At 64.4% G+C, this 21,850-nt stretch carries 17 protein-coding genes; 9 read left to right on the top strand and 8 right to left on the bottom strand.

Annotation, left to right across the window (positions count from 1 at the left end):
• Positions 1 to 267: 267 nt before the first annotated feature.
• Both H3V53_RS09445 and H3V53_RS09440 read right to left on the bottom strand, forming a co-directional pair.
• A complete protein-coding gene (locus tag H3V53_RS09445) occupies positions 268 to 2,205 on the bottom strand; it encodes a putative bifunctional diguanylate cyclase/phosphodiesterase (protein ID WP_336597728.1) in 1,938 nt (645 codons plus the stop codon).
• 264 nt (positions 2,206 to 2,469) lie between these two features.
• Positions 2,470 to 4,062 carry an aspartate-alanine antiporter-like transporter gene (locus H3V53_RS09440; RefSeq protein ID WP_336597727.1) on the bottom strand — a complete coding sequence of 531 codons (1,593 nt, stop codon included), beginning with the start codon at positions 4,060 to 4,062 and terminating at the stop codon, positions 2,470 to 2,472.
• A 256-nt stretch (positions 4,063 to 4,318) separates the two neighbouring features.
• Between H3V53_RS09440 and H3V53_RS09435 the strand changes: the two genes are divergently transcribed.
• Together H3V53_RS09435 and H3V53_RS09430 are read left to right on the top strand one after the other, a co-directional pair.
• The gene (locus tag H3V53_RS09435) at positions 4,319 to 4,996 is read left to right on the top strand and encodes a heavy metal response regulator transcription factor (RefSeq protein WP_336597726.1); all 678 of its coding nucleotides are present in this window, start codon (positions 4,319 to 4,321) and stop codon (positions 4,994 to 4,996) included.
• A complete protein-coding gene (locus H3V53_RS09430; RefSeq protein WP_336597725.1) occupies positions 4,996 to 6,447 on the top strand; it encodes a heavy metal sensor histidine kinase in 1,452 nt (483 codons plus the stop codon). The genes H3V53_RS09435 and H3V53_RS09430 overlap by 1 nt, the downstream gene beginning before the upstream one ends.
• Before the next feature lie 78 nt (positions 6,448 to 6,525).
• Here H3V53_RS09430 and H3V53_RS09425 read toward each other — a convergent pair whose 3' ends face one another.
• The 4 genes from H3V53_RS09425 to H3V53_RS09410 all read right to left on the bottom strand — a co-directional run bounded on the left by H3V53_RS09425 (position 6,526) and on the right by H3V53_RS09410 (position 9,572).
• Positions 6,526 to 7,860 carry an ATP-binding protein gene (locus H3V53_RS09425; RefSeq protein ID WP_336597724.1) on the bottom strand — a complete coding sequence of 445 codons (1,335 nt, stop codon included), beginning with the start codon at positions 7,858 to 7,860 and terminating at the stop codon, positions 6,526 to 6,528.
• A complete protein-coding gene (locus H3V53_RS09420; RefSeq protein ID WP_336597723.1) occupies positions 7,857 to 8,519 on the bottom strand; it encodes a response regulator in 663 nt (220 codons plus the stop codon). Before H3V53_RS09420 ends, H3V53_RS09425 begins: the two co-directional genes overlap by 4 nt.
• An 85-nt stretch (positions 8,520 to 8,604) precedes the next feature.
• Entirely contained in the window at positions 8,605 to 9,057 is a 453-nt protein-coding gene (locus tag H3V53_RS09415) for a Fur family transcriptional regulator (RefSeq protein WP_336597722.1), read from the bottom strand.
• An 80-nt stretch (positions 9,058 to 9,137) separates the two neighbouring features.
• Positions 9,138 to 9,572: a DUF1810 domain-containing protein gene (locus H3V53_RS09410; protein WP_336597721.1), complete on the bottom strand. Its 435-nt coding sequence runs from the start codon at positions 9,570 to 9,572 to the stop codon at positions 9,138 to 9,140.
• A gap of 278 nt (positions 9,573 to 9,850) precedes the next feature.
• Here H3V53_RS09410 and cyoA point away from each other — a divergent pair, with 278 nt between their 5' ends.
• From cyoA to cyoD, 4 genes are read left to right on the top strand one after another with little or no spacing between them, the layout of a single operon-like run.
• Positions 9,851 to 10,753 (top strand): ubiquinol oxidase subunit II, encoded by a 903-nt coding sequence (cyoA, locus tag H3V53_RS09405; protein WP_336597720.1) that lies wholly within the window; start codon positions 9,851 to 9,853, stop codon positions 10,751 to 10,753.
• 2 nt (positions 10,754 to 10,755) lie between these two features.
• Positions 10,756 to 12,762 (top strand): cytochrome o ubiquinol oxidase subunit I, encoded by a 2,007-nt coding sequence (gene cyoB, locus H3V53_RS09400; RefSeq protein ID WP_336597719.1) that lies wholly within the window; start codon positions 10,756 to 10,758, stop codon positions 12,760 to 12,762.
• Positions 12,762 to 13,370: a cytochrome o ubiquinol oxidase subunit III gene (cyoC, locus tag H3V53_RS09395; RefSeq protein ID WP_054923990.1), complete on the top strand. Its 609-nt coding sequence runs from the start codon at positions 12,762 to 12,764 to the stop codon at positions 13,368 to 13,370. Before cyoB ends, cyoC begins: the two co-directional genes overlap by 1 nt.
• Positions 13,371 to 13,715: a cytochrome o ubiquinol oxidase subunit IV gene (gene cyoD / locus H3V53_RS09390; RefSeq protein ID WP_054923989.1), complete on the top strand. Its 345-nt coding sequence runs from the start codon at positions 13,371 to 13,373 to the stop codon at positions 13,713 to 13,715. It abuts the gene before it with no gap.
• A 109-nt stretch (positions 13,716 to 13,824) separates the two neighbouring features.
• On the opposite strand, the gene H3V53_RS09385 is transcribed toward cyoD, so the two are convergent.
• Positions 13,825 to 14,073, bottom strand: a complete 249-nt coding sequence (locus H3V53_RS09385; RefSeq protein WP_336597718.1) for a hypothetical protein — start codon at positions 14,071 to 14,073, stop codon at positions 13,825 to 13,827.
• 393 nt (positions 14,074 to 14,466) lie between these two features.
• Between H3V53_RS09385 and H3V53_RS09380 the strand changes: the two genes are divergently transcribed.
• From H3V53_RS09380 to H3V53_RS09370, 3 genes are all read left to right on the top strand, one after another.
• Positions 14,467 to 16,002 carry a complex I subunit 4 family protein gene (locus tag H3V53_RS09380; RefSeq protein WP_336597717.1) on the top strand — a complete coding sequence of 512 codons (1,536 nt, stop codon included), beginning with the start codon at positions 14,467 to 14,469 and terminating at the stop codon, positions 16,000 to 16,002.
• A 522-nt stretch (positions 16,003 to 16,524) separates the two neighbouring features.
• On the top strand, positions 16,525 to 19,293 hold the full coding sequence (locus tag H3V53_RS09375; RefSeq protein WP_336597716.1) for a two-partner secretion domain-containing protein: 2,769 nt from the start codon (positions 16,525 to 16,527) through the stop codon (positions 19,291 to 19,293).
• A 265-nt stretch (positions 19,294 to 19,558) separates the two neighbouring features.
• Entirely contained in the window at positions 19,559 to 21,271 is a 1,713-nt protein-coding gene (locus H3V53_RS09370) for a ShlB/FhaC/HecB family hemolysin secretion/activation protein (RefSeq protein WP_336597715.1), read from the top strand.
• Positions 21,272 to 21,352: 81 nt separating this feature from the next.
• Here H3V53_RS09370 and H3V53_RS09365 read toward each other — a convergent pair whose 3' ends face one another.
• Entirely contained in the window at positions 21,353 to 21,775 is a 423-nt protein-coding gene (locus H3V53_RS09365; protein WP_336597714.1) for a VOC family protein, read from the bottom strand.
• Between the last annotated feature and the right edge of the window lie 75 nt (positions 21,776 to 21,850).

Raw genomic sequence — 21,850 nt, 5'->3', positions numbered from 1 at the left:
GCCCGCTTTCTTTGCTTACTTTCTTTGCGGCGGCAAAGAAAGTAAGTGCCGCCCCGCAAAGGGACAACGCTCGCGCCGCGAGGCGCTATCGCGGATGCCCGCGCAAAGGACAAACACACACCGGCAACGCCCGCGCCGCGAAGGCGCTATCGCGGATGCCCGCGCAAAGGGCAAACACACTATGGCAACGCCCGCGCCGCGAGGCGCCATCGCGGATGCCCGCGCAAAGGGCAAAGAACAACGGCACCACCCGCGCCGCCAAGGCGCCTACACCACTACAGACTGCCCATCAAACGGCGTGGGCTCGCCAAAGTAAAACCCCTGCATCACCGTGCACCCAAGTTCGAGCAACACGCTCGCCTGCGCATCCGTCTGCACGCCCTCCGCCACGCACGTCAGCTTCAGCGACCGGCACAACTGGACGATGCTGCGCACGATGTCCTGCGCCGCCCTGTCTGTATCGATCCGATCCAGAAAGCCGCGATCGATCTTGATCTTGTCGAGCGGCAACCGGTGAATGCACGTGAGACTCGAATAGCCAGTGCCGAAATCGTCGAGCGAGATGTTCGCGCCGAGCCGCTTGAGCACTTCGAGTGAGGCGGCCGCCTGCTCGAAGTCGTGAATCACCGCCGTCTCCGTGACTTCGAACGTCAGGCGGCCGGGCTCGATACCGCTCGCGCGAATGATGTCGACGATCTTCGCGACGGCCTGCGCCGAACCAATGTCGCGCGCCGACAGATTGAACGCGACTCGCGCGGCCCGATCGCACTCGCGCATCGTCGAAAGCACCTTGCGCAATAGCGACGCCGTCAACGTATGAATCAGATCGCTGCGTTCCGCGACCTTGATGAAAAGCGACGGCGGCACCGCGCCGAGCGCCGGACTGCTCCAGCGCGCAAGCGCCTCGTGACACACGACGCGATCGCAGGACACGTCGATGATCGGCTGGAAATGCAGCGACATTTCGCTCTCCAGGTCCGCATGCCGCAGCGCCTGTTCGAGTTTGCCAAGTTCGCGAATCTGCTTCTCGTGTTCGGCGGAAAAGATCGTCGTGCCGCCGCGCCGATGTTCCTTCGCGAAGTACAACGCGTAGTCGGCGCGCTCGAACAGCTGCGCAGGCGAAAGCCCCGCATCCGGATAGATCGCGAAGCCAAGCGATGCCGACAGCCGCGCCGTCGCGCCGGGCCATGCGTACGGCGCGCGCAGCATATCGCAGATTGTCGCGCCGATGTCGCGCAAGTCCTGTTGCTCGCGCACCTGCGTCACGAGCAGGCCGAACTCGTCGCCACCGAGGCGCGCCAGACGGATGCGCGGCCCCGAAACGTCCGAGAGCCGCCGGCCGACTTCCTCGAGCACGCGGTCGCCCGCACCGTGACCGTACAGATCGTTGACCTGCTTGAAGCCGTCGAGATCGATCACGCCGACGGCAAACCGCTCGTGCCCCGCGCTCGCCGTCCGGAACAGCGCGTCGAGATCGGCGAGAAAACGCCGACGGTTAGGCAGCCCCGTCAGGATGTCGAGATTGGCGAGTCGCGAGTTCTCGTCGCTCAGCCGCTGCAATTCGGCCTGTTTCGCCTGCAGCGCGTGTTTCGATTCGACGAGGTTCGCGAAGTCGCGATAGTAGTTGAGCAGAATCACGACCATCGCGATCGCGACGAGCAGCACGTTGACGGCGATCGCGACGAGCACCGCGTTGTCCGTCTGCAGAAAAAACAGCGAGAACGGCACGATGACGATGGCCGTCAATAGCAGCGCAGCCTTGCGCATGTGCATCAAACAAAAGATGCAGCCGATCACCGTGATCGACATGTAGAACGCCACGTGCGCGCGCGCATAGGCATCGCCATACGGAAACAGCAGCAGACCCCAGCTCGTGAACAGCGCGCCGAGAAGCGCGATGAGCCACACGGTCGTTCGGAGCCGCGACGCGACCTCGGCGTCGGTCAGCGACGCAAGGTGCCGTCGTCTGCGCACCCACACGACCAGCCGGATCGCGCAGGCCGTGCACATCGCCAGCGGCAGCCAGACGGCGAGCCACGCGGGGGCGACGGCAGCGTGCGTCGCGGCCACGGCAACGCTGTTGACCACGAGGATCAGATACAGCAGCGGCAACTGCCGCGAAAACGCGTCGATCTGCGAGCGCGAAAGCGCGGCCTTGACGGCGGGAATGGTGCGAAGCGATGCGAGGTCCTGCGGGCGAATCATGGCTCGGCGGCGTAAGTGGATCGGCAAGTGCGAATGCTGCGCCTTTCGTCTGACCGCTTGCGAAAGGCGCAGCATCCGTCGCGTACGTGCATTCTTACGGCAGTCGCACGAGGAACTTGATGATACGAGAGCGGCTTGCGCGCCAGTAATCAAAGGCCGAAACTGCGCAGCGCTGTATCGGCGGCGCCACAGCCGCTTGCGCGACACACCCGCGTAATGCTCGCGCGACGCGATGTGAATTGATCTGATGAATACTTCGCGCTGCTATCCGCCAATGACGACGGCTGCGATCTCCACGAACAGGATCTTCACGATCGTCATCGACGGAAAGATCATCGCGTAACCAACATCAGGACGCTCCGTCGGCGCAATGCGATTGGCGAACGCGAGAATGGCCGGATTACCCGTCGCGCCGCTGATCACGCCAACGGTTGCATCGAACGGCAAGCGGAAGATCCACACGCAGCACGCCGCCGTGATGCACACGAGCGCGACCAGAATGGCCGCGCCGTACAACAGGAACGCGGCGCCCGTCACGCCGATCGTCGCGAAGAACTTCGGCCCCGACGACAAACCGACCTGCGCGAGAAACACGGTCAGGCCGAAGTTGCGCAACACCAGATTCGCGGACAGCGGCATGGTCCAGACGAGGCCGCTCACGCGCCGGATCTTGCCGAGATACAGCGCGACCAGCAGCAGCGCGGCAAGGCCCAGCGACAGCTTGCCGATGCCGGGTATAGGCAGCGGAATCAGGCCGACCAGCAAGCCGAGCGCCGCGCCGACGCCGATCGAGATATAGCTGAGTTCCGCCGTGCCCTTGATCGAATCGCCGAACAGCTTGCGCACGGCGTCGCGTTGGCCGGGCCCGATCAGCAGGCCGACGCGGTCGCCGAATTCGAGTATCAGCTCGGGATTCGGCAGCATGTCGGCGTCGCCGCGCCGCACGTGCGCAATCGAGCACACCATGCCTTCCGGAAAGCGGATGTCGCTCAGCGCGCGTCCCACCACCAGCCGGCTCGATGCGAACACGCGCAGATAATCGAGATCCTCGCGAAAGCGCATCATGCGCCCGGGCTGCAACTCGCCGAGCAGTTCGGCGGCCTTGCGCAATTCGTCTCGGTCCATCGACGTCGCGAGCAGCACGTCGTCCGTCTGCATGACGAGGTCGTCGGCGGGCAGCTGGTTGTGATGCGCGCGGCGCACGGCCGCGATGCCGAGGCCCGCGGGCAGGCGCGCCTTCAGTTGGGGAAAGGTCAGACCGACGAACGCCTGGTTTCTCAGCGCGATTTCTGCGGTTTCGACGATGTGCGCGGGCGGCGCTTCGATCTTGCGCGCGAGCGCGACGCTCAGCAGATACAGAAACAGGATCGGCCCGGCAACGCCGAACGGATACGCGACGCTATAGCCCACGGCGGCGCCCTCGCCTTTGAGCACCGCGAGCACCGCCTGCAAGCTGGCCGTGCTGGTGCCCGCGCCGGCATAGAGACCCAACGCCTGATCGAGCTTTACGCCGAACAGCGGCCCGAGCGCGAGCGACACGAACCCCGCGCCGACCACGCCGGCGAAGGCGGCCGCGTTCGCCTTCAATCCTTGCGCGCTCGACAGCCCCGCGAAGAATTGCGCGCCATACTGCACGCCGATTCCATAGAGAAACAGCAGCAGCCCCAACGTGCCGAGCAACGCGGGCGGCGCGGACTTCGGCGCGAATCCGCCGATCGCGAGTCCGACGAACAGCACCGCGCCCGAACCGAGCGCGACGCCTTTGATGCTGCATTCGCCAATCACATAGCCGAGCGCAATGGTGATGAACAACGTCAACAAAGGCTGCGATTCGAGCAAGGTCCGGACTGTATCCATATCCGCTCCTGTTAGCGATACACAAGCGAACGGGCCGCCGCGCGCGATGCCGATGTCGTCATGTCGTTCGCATCGCAAGGCTTGACCCGGGGCTGATTTCTGCCAGATCAATCATAGACGCTGCGCGACGCTGCGATGCATTCGCCGCGAGTGCGCTGGCTGCGCGCCGCCAACATTACCGAAATGTAATCACCCACGCGCACCCGCCGCGTATGATTGAGACGCCTATGCACAGCAAGCGGAGCGGAGTGACACGATGCGTATCCTGGTCATCGAGGATGAGCCCAAGACGGCCGCCTATCTGAAGAAGGGACTGGAGGAGTCCGGCTATTCGGTCGAAGTCGCGAACGACGGCTCGCACGGCCTGATCCTCGCGCAGGAAGAAGACTACGACGTCATTATTCTCGACGTCATGCTGCCGTGGATGGACGGCTGGACGGTCGTCAAGACGCTGCGCGCCACGCGCACCACGCCCGTGCTCTTTCTCACCGCGCGCGACGACGTCAACGACCGCGTGCGCGGCCTCGAGCTCGGCGCCGACGATTACCTCGCGAAGCCGTTCGACTTCGTCGAACTCACGGCGCGCGTGCGCACGCTCGCGCGGCGCGGCCCGCCGCGCGAGAGCGAGCTGATCAGGATCGGCGATCTGGAAATGGACGTGAACCGCCGCCGCGTGAAGCGCGGCGCGACGCGCATCGATCTCACGCCGCGCGAGTTCTCGCTGCTGCAACTGCTCGCGCGCCGCCACGGCGAAGTGCTGAGCCGCACGCAGATCGCGTCGTACGTGTGGGACATGAATTTCGACAGCGACACCAACGTCGTCGAAGTTGCGATTCGCAGGCTGCGCAGCAAGGTCGACGACAACTTCCCCGTCAAGCTGATCCATACCGTGCGCGGCGTCGGCTACGTGCTCGAAATCAAGGATGCGGCCTGATGCAGGGCCGCTCGATCACGACCACGCTCGCGCTGGCATTCGGCGCGACGACGCTCGCCGTGTTCGCGCTGGTCGGCAATTTTCTGTATCGCGCGCTCGAACAGCAGGTCAGTTCGCAAGACGACCTGAGCATCGTGCTGGCCGCGCGTCACGCGCGGCGGCTCACGGAAGAGATCGACACGACGGACGGCATTCGCGAGCACGGCGACCGGATCACCAGCATCGTGCTGGGCAACCCGGGCATGTCGATGGAAGTGTTCGATCCCAAAGGGCAGCTCGCGATCGAACACAATCTCGTCAGCACGCTCGGCATGGCTGTGCCCGTCGGCGACAACTCGATCCTCGCCGCCGGCCGCTCGATCGAGCGCGTGCCGCCAACCGCGCGCATCACCGAGACCGCAATCGAGGAATGGCGCAACACGTCGGGCACGCCGATCCGCGGCGTCGCGACGAATGCGAAGCTGCGCGACGGCGAGATGGTCACCATTCTGATCGCGCGCAACATGCGCGACCGCTACGCGCTGCTCGATCATTACCGCGACACGCTGAAGATCTACGGCATCGTCGGCGCGCTGCTGACCACGCTGCTCAGCTATCTGCTGATTCGCGCCGCGATGCGTCCGGTGCGCGATATCGCCGCGAGCGCCAGCGAAGTCACCGTCAACCGCTTGAACACGCGCATCGCCGTGGCGCGCGTGCCACGCGAACTCGAAACGCTGGTGTCGACGCTCAATGCCATGCTCGAACGGATGGACCACGGCTTCAGGCAGATGTCGCGTTTCACCGCCGATCTCGCCCACGACATGCGCACGCCGCTCAGCAACATGCGCGGCGCGACGGAAGTGGCGCTCGCCCGCCCGCGCACCGCCGACGAATACGAAGCGCTGCTTGCGTCGAATCTCGAAGAATGCGAGCGGCTGTCGCGAATGATCGAGAACGTCCTGTTTCTCGCGCGCGCCGAGCATCCGCAGTTCGTCAAGCACATGCGCACCTTCGACGCCGTGCAGGAACTGACGCGCATCGGCGAATACTTCGAAGGCGTCGCGGAAGATGCCGAGGTGCGCGTGCGCGTCACGGGGTCCGCCATGCTCACGGCGGATCTCGAGCTGTTTCGCCGCGCCGTCAGCAATCTTCTGGCGAACGCGCTGCGCTACACGCCGCGCGGCAAGGAAATCGTGCTCGACGCGCATGAAGCCGGCGGCGGCGTGCGCGTCACTGTATCGAACGAAGGCGAGCCGATTGCGCCTGAACATCTCGAACGGATTTTCGACCGCTTCTATCGCGTCGATCCTTCGCGCAGTTCGCTGCCTTCGTCCGGTTCGTCGCAAGCGTCGCCGGGATCGACGGGGCTGGGTCTCGCGATCGTGCGCACCATCATGGAACTGCACGGCGGCACCGTTCATGCCGAAAGCGACGCGCGCGGCACGCGTTTCGTGCTGACGTTCGTGTGAGCGCGGCGTTGCCCCGCGCGCGGATTGGGGGTCGGCGATGCGTGAGTCACAGGAAACACAGCGATTCACACACAGCCGTTACGCCGCGCGCAAACCCGTTAGCGTGACGCGCACGCCCGCGCTGTTTTCGTTGTTCGCGATGCCAAGCTTCGCGTGATGCCGTTGCGCGATTTTCAATGCAATCGCAAGGCCCAGCCCGCTACCGTGTTCCTTGTTGCCGCCGCTCCGGTAGAAGCGGTCGAATACGCGCTCGCGTTCGGCGTCGGGAATGCCCGGGCCGCTGTCGGACACGCAGAGGATGACCTCGTCGCCGCTGCGCTCGAGGATCACGTCCACCTTGCCGCCCGCCGGCGTATAGCGGATCGCGTTGTCGATCAGATTGTTGAGCAGCACTTCGATGCCATTCGGCTCGGCGCTGACCTTGTAGGCGTCGTCGCCGCCGCGCGACGGATGCAGCTCCAGGCCGAGATCGATCTGCTTGGCCTCGGCGAGCATCGAGAAGTCGCCCACTGCGCGCTCGCAGAGCCGGCGCAGACCGACGGGCTCGAACGGCACGGCACGTTGCGCGTCTTCGCGCGCCATCGTCAGCAGTTGATGCACGAGATGGATGAGCCGGTTCAGCCGCCCTTCGATGCGCTCGAATGTCTGCTTGCTGCCGACCAGCGAGCCGTCGCGCTCGGCGGCCTGCAATTGCAGCTTCAGCGCGGCCAGCGGCGAGCGCAGCTCGTGCGCGGCATCGCCGACGAAGGTACGCTGCGCTTGCGATGCCACGTTCAGCCGATGCAGCAGATCGTTGAGGGCATCGACCAGCGGCGCCAGTTCGACGGGCACGCGGGCGTCGAGGCGCAACGGCTCGAGCGAATCGAACGAGCGCGTGGCAAGCGCGCCGGAAATACTGCCGACGGGCGCGAGGCCGCGGCGCACCACGAACAGCACGATCAGCACGATCGCCGGCAGGAACAGCGCCAAGGGCCACAACGTGCGCAATGCAAGGTGCCGCGCGAGATCCTCGCGCACGGACACCGGTTGCGCGACCTGAACGAAGCGGCCGTCTTCCTCCACGCCGAACACGCGCCAGTGATACTCGTCGCGCTCGATCGTGCGCAAGCCAGGCGGATAGCGCGGCACCTCGATGCCGTCGAGCGACCGGTACACGCTCTTGCCCGCCTCGTCCCAGACTTCGATGAACAGGCGATCGTCGGCGAGTCCGGCGAAGTCGGGCGCGTGCAGCGTGTGGGTATTGGCGTCGCCGATCGTCGCGGGAACGGAAAGCGCGACGGTGCGCAGCTCGTAGTCGAACAGCTCGCTCGCTTCGAGGCGCGCGGTGTAGAAGATGCCATAGGCCGCGACCAGCGCCGCGAGCGCGAGGCCGGCTATCAGCGAGCCGAGCAGCCAGCGTCGGATCGACGTCATTCGCAGCGCTTCAGACGATAACCGACGCCGCGCACCGTCACGATCTGGTCGGCGCCGATCTTGCGCCGCAGGCTGTGCACGTGCACTTCGATCGTGTTGCTGCCGACTTCCTCGCCCCAGCCGTATAGCTTGTCTTCGAGCTCGGAGCGCGTGAACACGCGCGACGGCTCTTCAATCAGCGCCTGCAGCAAACTGAACTCGCGCGGCACGAGCGCGAGCGATTCGCCGTTCAGCGTCGCTTCGTGCGTGGCCGGGTTCAAGGTCAGATCGCCGTGGGCATAGACGGGGTTCGTGTGGCCCTTGCGGCGGCGAAGCAACGCGCGCACGCGCGCCGCGAGTTCGTCGAGATCGAAGGGCTTGACGAGGTAATCGTCGGCGCCCGCATCGAGTCCCGCGATACGGTTCTCGACGGCGTCGCGCGCCGTGAGAATGATCACGGGCGCGCCGCCGCCGCGCCGGCGGTAGCCGTCGAGCACGACGATGCCGTCGGCTTTGGGCAGCCCCAGATCGAGCAGCACGAGATCGTACACGTCGTGATCGAGTGACAGTTCGGCTTCGCGTCCGTCGTGCGCCCAGTCGATCGCATAACCCGCATTGCGCATCGCGTCCACCACGGGCTCGCCGATCATCTCGTCATCTTCCACCAGCAGCAAACGCATCGCGCCATCACTCCGTCAATCGGCTCTATTGTCGAGTCCGATAGCTTAGCGCGTCCTTAAGCATTGCTGCGCCGCCGACCGGCCTTTATGCGGCTCCCGCGCGGCGCGTCGTCGCGACGGGCAGGCCGTCGCACTCGGCGCATAGGCCGAAGATCACGAGGCTCGCGCTGACGTAGTGGAAATGGTGGTCGGCGGCAATGCGCGCCTGCTGCTGTTCGAGGGATGCGTCGTAGGCATCCTGGATGCGGTGGCAGCGGCTGCACACGAGGTGATAGTGGCGCTGCCCGCGATTGAGTTCATAGACGATGCGCGCTTCGCCCACCGACGCGCTCGCGATGAGGTCCGCTTCGTTGAGTTGCGCGAGCGCGCGGTAGACGCTCGCGAGACTGCACGACTCTGCTTCGTTCGCCAGCTTGCGGTACACCTGGTCAGCCGTGAGATGCTCGTTGGGCAACGCGTGGAACAGCTTGAGCACGGCCGTCCGGCTGGACGTCGGGCGCAGGCCGGCCGCTTTCAGTGCCGCGTAGATCGCAATCATGTAGAGCCCCGTCACGATGGGCGAAGCCTCTGGCGGGCCTCGCGACGCGACATTCTGGCCGGGCGATCCTTAAGAATTGCTTATCGCGACGCGCGCGCCAGCAGTGCCAGCGTCCTGTCGTCGGCCGCGCCGCCGAAGTATTTCGCCAGCGCATCCGTGAACACGGGCTCGTCGGGCGCGGCCTTTGAAAACAGCGTCATCGACGAGCGGAACTTCAGGTCGTCCGGGTAGCCGAAGATGTCCTCGATCGATCGCCCTTCGACATCGATGACCGCCTGTGTGGCTTCTTTTAAGCGGCTGCCCAACACCGGATGTTGCAAATACGCGACAGCTTCAGCCGTCGAGTTGATCGCGAATTTTTGGGCCATCGGACTCTCTCCGAGCCCCTGAAACTGGGGAAACACGTACCACATCCAGTGGCTTTGCTTGCGTCCGCGGCGCAATTCCGCTAGTGCCTGCGCGTAAATCGGGGCCTGAGCGTTGGTGAAGCGCCGAAGGTCGAATTGATCGTCCATCTCGTCCTCCTCAGTCGTATCGGATGGCGCTGCCGATGCATCTCGCATGCCCGCCAAATCCATACGAAAAGCTTTCAAGCGCGCTTTTTCGATCGTCCAAGGGGGACAAAACTCCCCGCAGCGCGTCATTGCGACACTATGCCTCACCTCCGATTACGCAATAGTTCGTTCGCATCAAAGTGCTGTACTGCAACACGTGTCTTTCGTATTATGCGAGCGCTTATAAAAGGAGCAAGGAAATGCATGCGTTCGTTCGTTTGTTTTTGTAGAGGGCCGCGATGATGAAAAAAATCGCGGGCCGGCTAGCCGGTCTCGTTTCAATTGCCCCAGCGTTCCTGCTAGCGGGCTGCAACAATCTTGAGCTGCTCGCGCCGAAAGGCCCCATCGGTGCCGCCGAGAAGTCGCTGATCGCGACGTCGACGTGGGCGATGCTGATCGTCGTGATCCCCGTCATCTTCCTGACGCTGCTGTTCGCGTGGCGCTACCGCGCTTCGAACAAGTCGGCCGAATACCGTCCGAACTGGGCGCATTCGACGGCAATTGAAATAGCCGTCTGGACGATTCCCGCGCTGATCATCCTGTTCCTCGCCGTCCTGACGTGGAAGAGCACGCATGAGCTCGACCCGTACAAGCCGCTCGAGTCGGATGTGAAGCCGATCAACGTCGAAGTCGTCGCGCTCGACTGGAAGTGGCTGTTCATCTATCCGGATCTCGGCATTGCGTCCGTGAACCAGCTGGCGATTCCCGTGGGTACGCCGGTGAATTTCCGCATCACGTCGGACACGGTGATGAACTCGTTCTTCATCCCGCAACTGGGCGGCCAGATCTACGCGATGGCAGGCATGCAGACGCGTCTGCATCTGCTGGCTGAAGAAGCGGGCGATTACGCAGGCACGTCGGCCAACTTCAGCGGCAAGGGCTTCTCGGACATGAAGTTCCGCACGCTCGCGGAATCGCCGGAAGACTTCAACGCATGGGTCGCCAAGGTTCGCGCGTCGACGGATCACCTCGACATGGACCGCTATTACGCAGTGGCGAAGCCGGAAGAGAAGGCGCCTGTGTCGTACTTCTCGTCGGTCGATCCCAAGCTCTTCAACAACATTGTTGCCCGCTACAACAACGGTCACGTCATCGACAACATGAAGGACGTGAACTGTGCACCTAACGGGACCAAGGGGTAAGCATGTTCGGTAAATTAACCCTGGAAGACATTCCGTATCACGAGCCGATCATCGTGGTCGCTGGCGCCGGGATGATTCTCGGTGCGCTGGCTGTGCTCGGCGCGATCACGTACTTCGGCAAGTGGCGTTACCTGTGGACCGAGTGGCTCACGTCGGTCGACCACAAGCGTCTCGGAGTGATGTACATCGTCGTCGCGATGATCATGCTGCTGCGCGGCTTCGCCGACGCCATCATGATGCGCACGCAGCTCGCGCTCGCGTATCACGCGCCCGGCTATCTGCCGCCCCACCACTACGACCAGATCTTCACGGCACACGGCGTCATCATGATCTTCTTCATGGCGATGGCCTTCATGGTCGGCCTGATGAACCTGGTCGTGCCGCTGCAAATCGGTGCACGCGACGTCGCGTTCCCGTTCCTGAACTCGCTGTCGTTCTGGATGACGGCGATCAGCGCGATCCTGATCAACATCTCGCTCCTGATCGGCGAGTTCGCGCAAACGGGCTGGCTTGCGTATCCGCCGCTGTCGGAGCTGCAGTTCAGTCCGGGCGTCGGTGTGGACTACTACCTCTGGAGCTTGCAGCTCTCGGGTATCGGTACGTTGCTGACGGGCGTGAACTTCTTCGTGACCATCATCAAGATGCGCGCGCCGGGCATGACGCTGATGAAGATGCCCGTGTTCACGTGGACGGCCCTGTGCACGAACGTGCTGATCATGGCTGCGTTCCCGATCCTGACCGTCACGCTCGCGCTGCTCGGTCTGGACCGTTACCTCGGCATGCACTTCTTCACAAACGAAGCCGGCGGCAACGCGATGCTGTACCTGAACCTGATCTGGGCATGGGGCCACCCTGAGGTCTACATCCTGATCCTGCCTGCGTTCGGCATCTTCTCGGAAGTCATCTCGACGTTCGCGCGCAAGCCGCTGTTCGGCTACAAGACGATGGTCTACGCAACGTGCGCGATCATGGTGCTGTCGTTCCTCGTGTGGCTGCACCACTTCTTCACGATGGGTTCGGGCGCTGATGTGAACGCCTTCTTCGGCATTGCGACGATGATCATCGCGGTCCCGACGGGCGTGAAGGTGTTCAACTGGCTGTTCACGATGTACAAGGGCCGCATCGAGTTCACGACGCCTGTGCTGTGGACGATCGGCTTCATGATCACGTTCACGATCGGCGGTATGACGGGCGTGATGATGGCGATCCCCGGCGCGGACTTCGTGCTGCACAACTCGCTGTTCCTGATTGCTCACTTCCACAACGTAATCATCGGCGGCGTGCTGTTCGGCTACCTCGCGGGCATGAACTACTGGTTCCCGAAGGCGTTCGGCTTCAAGCTCAACGAAAAGCTCGGCAAGGCTGCGTTCTGGTTCTGGCAGATCGGCTTCTGGGTTGCGTTCACGCCGCTGTACGTGCTCGGCTTCATGGGCATGACGCGTCGTCTGAATCACTATGACAACCCGGCATGGCATCCGTGGCTGCTCGTCGCCGAACTCGGCGCCGTGCTGGTCGCAATCGGTATCGCTTGCCAGCTGCTGCAGATCGTCGTGTCGATCCGCGATCGCAACAAGCCGGAAAACCGCGATCTGACGGGCGATCCGTGGAATGGCCGCACGCTCGAATGGGCGACGACTTCGCCGCCGCAGATCTACAACTTCGCAACGCTGCCCGTGGTGCATGAGCTGGACGCATTCCACGACATGAAGGCGCGCGGCAATGTCGAGAAGCCGGTGTACCGCGACATCCACATGCCGTCGAACACGGCCACGGGTCTCGTGATCGGCATGTTCAGCCTCGCGCTCGGCTTCGCGCTGACGTGGCACATCTGGTGGCTGGCGATTGCGAGCTTCATCGGTGCGATCGGCACGGTGATCTACCGCGCATTCGACACCGACGTTGACTACTACATCCCCGCCGATACCGTTCGCCTGATCGAAGAGCGCAACGGCGCGGGTTCGGGCGCGGCTATCGCCAAGCAACTGCCCGAAGCTGAGGAGATTGCCTGATGCTACAAAAAACGCTTGTTGCGGACCCGCATCATCACGACGCGGATCACGCACCGTCCAACTCGGTGTTCGGCTTCTGGCTGTATCTGATGACCGACTGCATTCTGTTCGCGGCGCTGTTCGCGACGTTTGCAGTGATGAGCCATCAGTTCGCCGGCGGTCCGAGCGGCAAGGATCTGTTCGAGATCCAGGGCGTCGCGATCGAAACGGCGATCCTGCTGTTCTCGAGTATCACGTACGGTTTCGCGATGCTCGGCGCGCACAAGAACAACAAGAGCAGCACGTTGTTCTGGCTGGCCGTGACGTTCGTGCTGGGCGCGTCGTTCGTCGTGCTGGAAATCCGCGAGTTCTCGCACCTGATCGCCGAAGGCGCAGGTCCGGATCGCAGCGCATTCCTGTCGGCGTTCTTCACGCTGGTCGGCACGCACGGCCTGCACGTGACGTCGGGGCTGCTGTGGATGATCGTGATGATGGTTCAGGTGGTTCGTTCGCGCGATATCGGCGAACGCGAACTGCGCCGTCTGACGTGCCTGAGCCTCTTCTGGCACTTCCTGGACATCGTGTGGATCGGTGTCTTTTCGTTTGTCTATCTTGCGAGCGTGATCTAAATGAGCAGCCATTCTCACTCGTCGCATTCGTCGCACGACGACGAAAGTCACGGCAGCTTCGGCAGCTACACGATCGGCTTCGTGCTGTCCGTCATCCTGACGGCGGCCGCGTTCGGCGTGGTGCTGGCGGGCTGGCTCACGGGCGCGCAGGCGCTCTACGCGATCGCCGGACTCGGCCTCGTGCAGATCGTCGTGCACCTCGTGTACTTCCTGCACATGAACACGTCGTCGGGTCAGCGCTGGAACGTGACGGCGTTCGCGTTCACCGTGTTGACGGCGGTGATCGTGATCGGCGGTACGCTTTGGGTCATGCATAACGTCAGCATGAACATGATGTCGCGTTAAGCGCGCCGCTGAACTTGCGTCAAACGCGTACCACCCGTGCCGGTTGCACGTGCCGTATCCGTGCAGCCGGCACGCTCCCCTCCCTACCGCATACGTCCTCCGCAGCGCGTCAGTTGCGCGCCAGCATCTCCGTCGGGCGGCCACGCCCTGTGACGAGACAACCCGATCTGAACGCCTCGCCCTGACTGCTGGCGGCAGCGTCGTCGAAACCCCGGCCGAGGGCATCCAGCTTCGTCTGCTCCGCGCCCTGCGCGCACGCAAACGTACTGGCCTCACGCGCCTGTGCATGCAGCAACGCCCGGTCGGCGAGCAGCCAGGCCAAAACAGCAATTACGGCGATGTGGAAAACTTTTCGCATGGTTCGTCTCCTCGCGACTTAAGCGTACAGCGAACAACGGACGCTTAAATCTAGGGCAACCCCTGTGAGCAAGCGTTGCGCGGAATCGGGTGGAAGCGCTTCCAATGCCGCTTTTTTGTGCAACGCAAACCCCTGCGCAGGCACGCCACGCAATGTCAAGCGCGAGTTTCGCAATAAATAAATATTGAGCTTGTGGCAGCGCAACATTATTATTTTGGGTTATCCTCGTTAACCCTGACCGTCATGCGTTTTGGTTACGCGCGCGCGCAAGTCTGCGCATCGTTCCGGCCCTTTCGGGGCCGTCCGTCGAAATGTCCATGTAAGGTTTTTTGATCCTTCGTCTACCGGACGAGGGCCTGCTATTCGCGTTCCGGCGTTTCATCGAAAGAGCAAATGCAACTCCCATCAGTCCTGTCCCTCCTGATCTGGGTCCCCATCGTCGCCGGCATCGTCGTGCTGCTCGCCGGCTCTGACAGCGCGCGGGGCCGCACGCGCTGGATCGCGCTGATCGGCGCGGCCGTCAGCATTCTGCCCGTCATTCCGCTGGTGACAGGCTTCGACTCGTCGCTGTCGGCGATGCAGTTCGAGCAGCAACTGGCGTGGCTGCCCGAATTCGGCATTTCGTACCACCTCGGCGTCGACGGCATTTCGCTGTGGTTTACGGTGCTGACGTCGGTGACGACGCTGATCATCGTGATCGCGTCGTGGGAATCGATCACGCAACGCGTCGCGCAGTACTACGGCGCGTTCCTGCTGCTGTCGGGCTGCATGCAGGGCGTGTTCACGTCGATGGACGGCATGCTGTTCTTCGTGTTCTTCGAAGCGTCGCTGATTCCGCTGTACCTGCTGATCGGCACGTGGGGCGAAAAGCGCCGCGTCTATGCCGCCGTGCGCTTCTTCTTCTTTTCGCTGGTCGGCTCGCTGGCGATGCTCGCCGCGCTGATCTATCTGTGGGCGCACTCGCATACGTTCGACATCGCCACCTGGCGCACGCTGAAGCTCGACTTCACGCCGCAGCTGCTGGTGTTCATCGGCTTTCTCGCCGCGTTCTCGGTGAAGGTGCCGATGTGGCCCGTGCACACGTGGCTGCCTGACGTTCACTCCGACGGCCCGACGGGCGCCGCCGTGCTGCTCGGCATGCTGAAGATGGGCGGCTACGGCCTGCTGCGCTTCGCGCTGCCCATCGTGCCGGACGCTTGCCACTTCTTCGCACCCGCCATGATCGCGCTGTCGCTCGTCGCGGTGATCTACGGCAGCCTGCTCGCGCTCGCTCAAACCGACATGCGCAAGCTGCTCGCGTACTCGGCCGTCGCGCACATGGGTCTCGTCACGCTCGGCCTGTTCACGTTCGACCGCATGGGCACGGAAGGCGCCGTGGTGCAGATGCTGTCGTACGGCATCGTGTCGGGCGCGATGCTGCTGTGCACGGGCATGCTGTTCGACCGCACGAAGAACGGCTCCATCGACGCCTACGGCGGCGTCGCCAACTCGATGCCGAAGCTCGCCACGTTCGCGATGCTGTTCTCGATGGCGAACGTCGGTCTGCCGGGCACGTCCGGTTTCGTCGGCGAATTCCTCGTGCTGATGGGCGCGATCCGCTTCAACTTCTGGGTGGGCGCGACGGCTGCGCTGACGCTGATCCTGAGCGCCGCCTACACGCTGTGGATGTATAAGCGCGTGATGTTCGGCGCGATCAAGAATACGCGTGTGTCGAGCCTGCGCGATCTGGGCAAGCGCGAGTTCGTGCTGCTCGGCGCGATGGCCGTGCTAGTGCTGGCCATCGGCGTACGTCCCAAGACGTTCACCGACGCGATTGGCCCGTCGGCGGAAAACCTGGTCGCGCAGGCGCAAGGCTCCGCGCTGCCGACGGATACGGGCGTTGCGTCGAACAACCGCGCGACGACAGCGTCGACTCGTCTGCCTGGCTGATGTCTGGCTGATACCTGGCTGATGTCTGGCTGATGCCTGGCTGACGGGCACACTCGCTGCAAGCATTCAACGGGCGTCCATCTGGACGCCCGTTTTTCATTGGGCGCCGCCATTCGATCGCGGCGCCCGTGCATCGTGCGGATGCCGCCGGCCGTCGCCTGCGCACGCCACTCCTCGCCCGACCTCGCGTCGATACCTGAAGTCCGTCCCCTCGCCTTCCTCAAGGCATGCTGCCAATCCGGCTTCCGCTCGCCCGCCTCGCGCGCAACGGCGCTTTACACATACGCCGCCCAGACGTGCCGGACGATTGCGATTGATCAATATTACGTAGTGCTTTCCAATTTATTCGAGTTTCCAAACTACACTGCGCGCCCGGCTGCGCGTGGGAAACGACGGTCATGCGTGCATCGATGCATCGGGCTCCCTGGCTCGCGCATTGGATACCGCGCAATACCCAAGCGCGCGCCGCCGCATCAACGGTCGACAGCGTCGACTGCATCTGCAAAAGGAGAACAGTGAATCATGCATTCGAGTAAATCCAAACGCGGCAACGTAGCAGCCGCACCGGCAATGCGCGCACTCACGCCCTCGATGCTCGCCGCAGCAGTCGCATGCGTGTGCGGCAACGCGTGGGCAGTCCAGGGCGGCACGATCGTCGGCGGTCAGGGCGCGATTGCGACGCAAGGCGCCACGACGAACGTCTCGCAAGCCAGCGACAAGATGGTCGTCAACTGGAAAAGCTTCGATATCGGTCAGAGCGAGACCGTCAATTTCGCGCAACCGACGGCGTCGTCGGCCGTGCTCAACCGCGTGGTGGGCGCGACCAAGGCAACGGAAATCCTAGGCGCGCTCAACGCGAACGGCCGCGTGTTCGTCGTCAACCAGGCGGGCGTGATGTTCGGCAAGACGGCGAGCGTGAACACCGATAGCCTCGTCGCGTCGACGATGGACATCGACACGCAGCAGTTCATGGACGGCGGCCGCGCGAGCGGCAGCGAACGCCTGCTCGATCTGAAGGCGGGCAGCGGCAGCGCGCTCGTCAGCAACGAAGGCAAGCTGAACGCGAAGACGCAGGTCGCGCTGCTGGGCGGGCAAGTCGTCAACACGGGCAACATCCGCGCGAACGGCAACGTCACGCTGGGCGCAGCCAGATCGGCGACGCTCGGCATCAAAAACTCGACGTTCTCGGTCACGCTCAACGCACCGGAGCTCAACGCGATGGTGAGCAACGACGGCCTCGTCGTGTCGCAGGGCGGCGACGTGCGTCTGTCGGCGATGGGCACGGGCGACGCGTTGCGCAAGGTCGTGACCAACACGGGCACGCTCGAAGCGCACACGGCGAAGCTCGGCACGGGCGGCGCGATCGTGCTCGGCTCCGATGCAGACGGCCAGGTCAGCGTCAGCGGCACGCTCGCGGGCGACAAGAGCATCAGCATCGAAACGGCGCCGCGCGTGCAAGGCGCGAAGGGCGGCGCGGTTGCGATCGAGCAAGGCGCGCGCTTGCAGGCGTCCGATATCGCCATCAACGCAGCGGGCAACACCACGACGAGCGCGGGTGCCTACATCGCCGACCGCCTCACGTTGTCGGGCGACAACGTGATCGTCAACAGCGCGATCGATGCAGGCAACGTCAATCTGAATGCCCGTCTGAACGTCCAGCAGAACGCGAATGTCAGCGCAGCCGCGAAGGGTGTCGTCAACGTGTCCGGCGGCAGCGTGACGCAGGCCGATGGCGTGATCACGCGCGGCCAGGCAATCGCGATCGCGGGCGCAGCGGACAACGGCGCCGTGAAGACCGCGACGCTGCAGGGCTCCGACATCCGCGTGAGCGGCAAAAACGTGACGCTCGCGGGCGACGTGCTCGCCGACCAGCGCCTCGAAGTCAGCGCCGCGCAAGGCGGCAACATCACGGCGGCGAAGCAGTTGAAGGCCAGCAACGGCTCGGTGATGGTCAATGCGACGACTGGCAACGTCGTCACGAACGGCGCGGTCAGCGGCAACGATGTGCAACTGACGGGCGCCAAGGTCACCGTCAATGCCGATGTCAACGCGATGCGCGACATCGTAGTGAGCGGCGGCGCGGGCGGCGTGAACCAGAACGCGAACCTGACGAGCACGGCGGGCAACGTGAACGTGTACGGCTCGGGCATCGACCAGGCGAACGGCGTGACGACGACAGCGGCAACGGGCGTGAATCTGCAGGCGATGCCTGCCGCGAACGGCACGGCGCCGGGCGCCATCCACGCGCAGGCGATCAACGCTGCTTACGTGAACATCGGCACGACGGGCGGCGCGGTCTCGCTCAACGGCGACATCAACGCCGACGGCGGCATCAACGTCAACGCGATGAACGGCGCGCTGGTCGCGCAGAAGTCGATGAAGGCCGCGCACGGCGCAATCAACCTGAACGCCGATTCGATTGCGGCCAACGGCGCGATCGACGCGAATCAGGTGCAATTGCAGGCCAACGGCATCGATCTCAACGCGCCCATCACCGCGAACGCCGACGTCACGATCGACGCGCGCATGGGCCAGGTGACGCAGACGCGCGACGTGGTCAGCAAGTCGGGCAACGTCGCGATCACGGGCGGCACGATCGACCAGGCAGCAGGCGTCAAGACGACGGCCGCGAATCAGGTGCGCCTGATGGCCAACGCGACATCGAATGGCCAGACGTATTCCGGCGGCGTCGCGAACATCGCGAACGCTTCGGGGCGCGACGTTAGCGTCGGCGGCCGGAGCGTGAACCTGAACGGCGCGCTGACGGCTGACAGCACGGTCCAGGCGGATGCATCGATGCCTGGCGGCGTCATCACGCAGAAAGGCGCGCTGACCAGCGACTACGGCAGCATCAACCTGCGCGCGGAGACGATCCAGCAACTGGCTTCGTCGAACACGAAGGCCGGTTACAGCGTCGCTCTGCAGGGCAGCAAGATCGCGTCGGGCGAGATCGCGGCGGGCAACATGATCAACCTGAGCGGCCAGGAGGTAACGCTCGGCGGCAAGCTGAGCGCGCCGCAGGTGTCGGTGCCGGCGAATGCGAAAAACGCGGCGGGCAATATCGTGATCACGCAGTCGGGCGGGCAATCGCAGCAACCGGTGCAGCCGTCGCCGGAGCAGATCAGCGGCGATCCGTCCCAGCACGCGCCGTGGCAGCCCGCACCGGAGCAGACCAGCGGTGATCCGTCCCAGCATGCGCCGTGGCAACCGGCGCCGTATCAGATGAGCGTCAATCCCGCTACGCAGTCTCAATCGCAATCTATCGCGATGAATCCGGCCGTCCAGCGCTGACGGGCGCGCCGAACCGGGGCGAAGGAGTGGCGCATTCCGCGCCTTGCCGCTGGTTCCTTTGACCGAGCACTACGTCGCGCATGATCTGACGGGCCGCACGGCCTCGTGCGACACCCGTCGGAACGCACACGCGCCGCCGCGCTCCCGGTCACTTTCTTTTTCCACGTATCGATACTTCGCGGCTCATCGCGCGCTGTGTCGCGACGTCGTCCCGTCCTCGAACTTCGCTGTCCCTGCCGTTTTGAATCCCTGTCCAGCTACTTCCGTGTTTCCGCGTCTCCCGCGCGCCTTGCTGCCGCTGCTGGCCGCGACCACACTGCATCCCGCCGCCCAGGCAGGCGAGCTGGGCGTCACGTCCGGTGAGCTGCTGCAGCAGACCCCCGCGTTGAATCGCGCGCCGGCCTCCGAGCCCGGATTCGACGCCCGTAAGCCGCCGCCACCCGCTGCCGCAAGCGACGGCGCTTCCGCCGAAGGCGAGCTCAGCTTCACCGTCGTGGATTTTCGCTTCGACGGCGAGCTTTCCGCCGCCGAGCGTGACCGCATCGAGCCGCTGCTCGCGCCGCTGCGCGCGCATCCGACGACGTTGCGCCAGTTACAGGCGCTGCGCTCCCAACTGACGGAAGCGCTGTATCACGATGGCGAAACGCTCGTCAGCGTTTTGCTGCCCGTGCAGACCGTGCCGGACGGCATCGTGCGCTTTACGATCCTGCGCGGGCATATCGAACACGTGCATGTGAACAACGGTTCGCAAGTCGACACGGCCCGCATCGAGTCGCTGCTGCGAGGCCGTCACGGCGATGCACCAGACCTGCGCGACATCGACGAAGGCGTGCGCGTTCTCGCCCAGGTGCCCGGCGTCGGCGACGTGACGCCCGTGCTCGCACCGGGTAGCGGGCCAGGCGGGACGGAGGTGGTCGTGAACGTTCCGCCGGGCCGTTCGGGCTATTTCGCCGTCAGCGCCGACAACGCCGGCGCGCCGGAAGCCGGCGCATATCGCGTCGGCTTGCTGGGCGGCGTGAACAACCTCGTCGGACGCGGCGACCGGCTCGAAGCGACCGTGTATGCGACGACGCCCTATCCATTTCAGACGGATGCCGGGCGCGGCGGAAGAACGCTACTGGGGCGCGTCTCCTGGGACGCGCTGACGGGCATCGGCGCGAGCCGCGCGGGCGTGGCGGCCTCGCGGGTCGACTATCGGCTCGGCGGCGATTTCCAGGGTCTCGGCAGCGGAACGGCGCAGGTCGCGAGCCTCTATGCGAGCACGCCGCTCTTGTGCAGCCGCGAGACCTCGCTCGATCTGTCGGGCGAATTCGACTACAAGTCACTCGATGACGAGCGCTTCGGCGAGCTGCTCGAAAGCCGCCGGCACAGCGTCGTGGCAGCGGCGCGCATCGACGGCAGCCGCACCCACGAACTCGACGGACGACGAGGCGCAGTGCGCTACGGATTGGGCTTGTCGTACGGCACCACGCAGCGCACTGACATCGACCGCACCGCCGCCGGCGACGGCGTGGCCGGGCTGGGCAGCCGGCCCTTCGTCAAGATCGAACCGTCCGTCAGCGTGACGCAGAACGTATTGCCGGGCCTCGCGCTGTCCGCGCAGCTGCGCGGTCAATGGGCGAATCGCAGTGTCGACGGATCGGAGCGGATGAGCCTCGGCGGACCGGCGGGCGTGCGCGCATACGGACTGAGCGAAGCCTCGGTCGACGAAGGGGTGATCGTCACGCTGTCGGCGCTGCAGACGCTCGTCAATCAGCCCAACGTCGCGGTCGCGGCCTTCTATGACGGCGCGCGCGGCCGCGTGCGCGGCGACGGCAGCCTGCCCGGCGCGTCGACCACGCTGCAAGGCGCAGGCGTCGCGCTGAACGTCGGATGGAAGCAGGCGCAGATGCAACTGAGCTACGCGCATTCGATCGGACGCACGGACATGGGCACGCACAGCCAGCAGGTGTGGGTCACGCTCAGCAAGCTTTTCTAGCGCAATCTCGGCCGGCACAGCACGTACGTCTTGCGCGCCGCCGCCGGCGGCCATTGAAGACCGCCGCCGCGCCGAGCGCGCTCAGGCGTCGCCCAGATCCTCGTATTGCGCCGCGTAGAGCCGCGCGCGCGTGCCTGTTCTCGCGCGGTCCCAGATTTCCTCGTCGGTGAGTTCGGTCTGGATCAGTTCGATGGGCATCCCGCCATCGACGATCGCCGCCACGCGAAAACCGTCGATCGGCTCGTACGGACCGAGGATGACTTCCCTTCCCTCGATGGCCTTGTCGAGATCGTCGACCGTGAACGCCGGATGCGGCACCGTGCGCATCAAGGCGGGCAGCGGACTATCCGCTTCGAAGCGGTGGTACTGGATGCGCGCGAGCGAGCAATCGCTATCGCTCGTGTACATCCCGTACTGGGCGCTGTAACGTTCGCCGTCGCGCGCCTGGCTGGTCGGAATGCCCAGGTGATGGAATTCGTAGGTCACGTCGTTACGCATGAACATGATGATCGCCTCCCAACGCGTGCCGGCGATTCGCGGCCGGCACTGTGGCATGCAAAAAAGTTGCGGGCGTGAGCC

This window comes from Paraburkholderia bengalensis, assembly GCF_037126505.1.
Lineage (GTDB): Bacteria > Pseudomonadota > Gammaproteobacteria > Burkholderiales > Burkholderiaceae > Paraburkholderia > Paraburkholderia bengalensis.
This window is presented reverse-complemented; position numbering and strand designations above follow the sequence as displayed.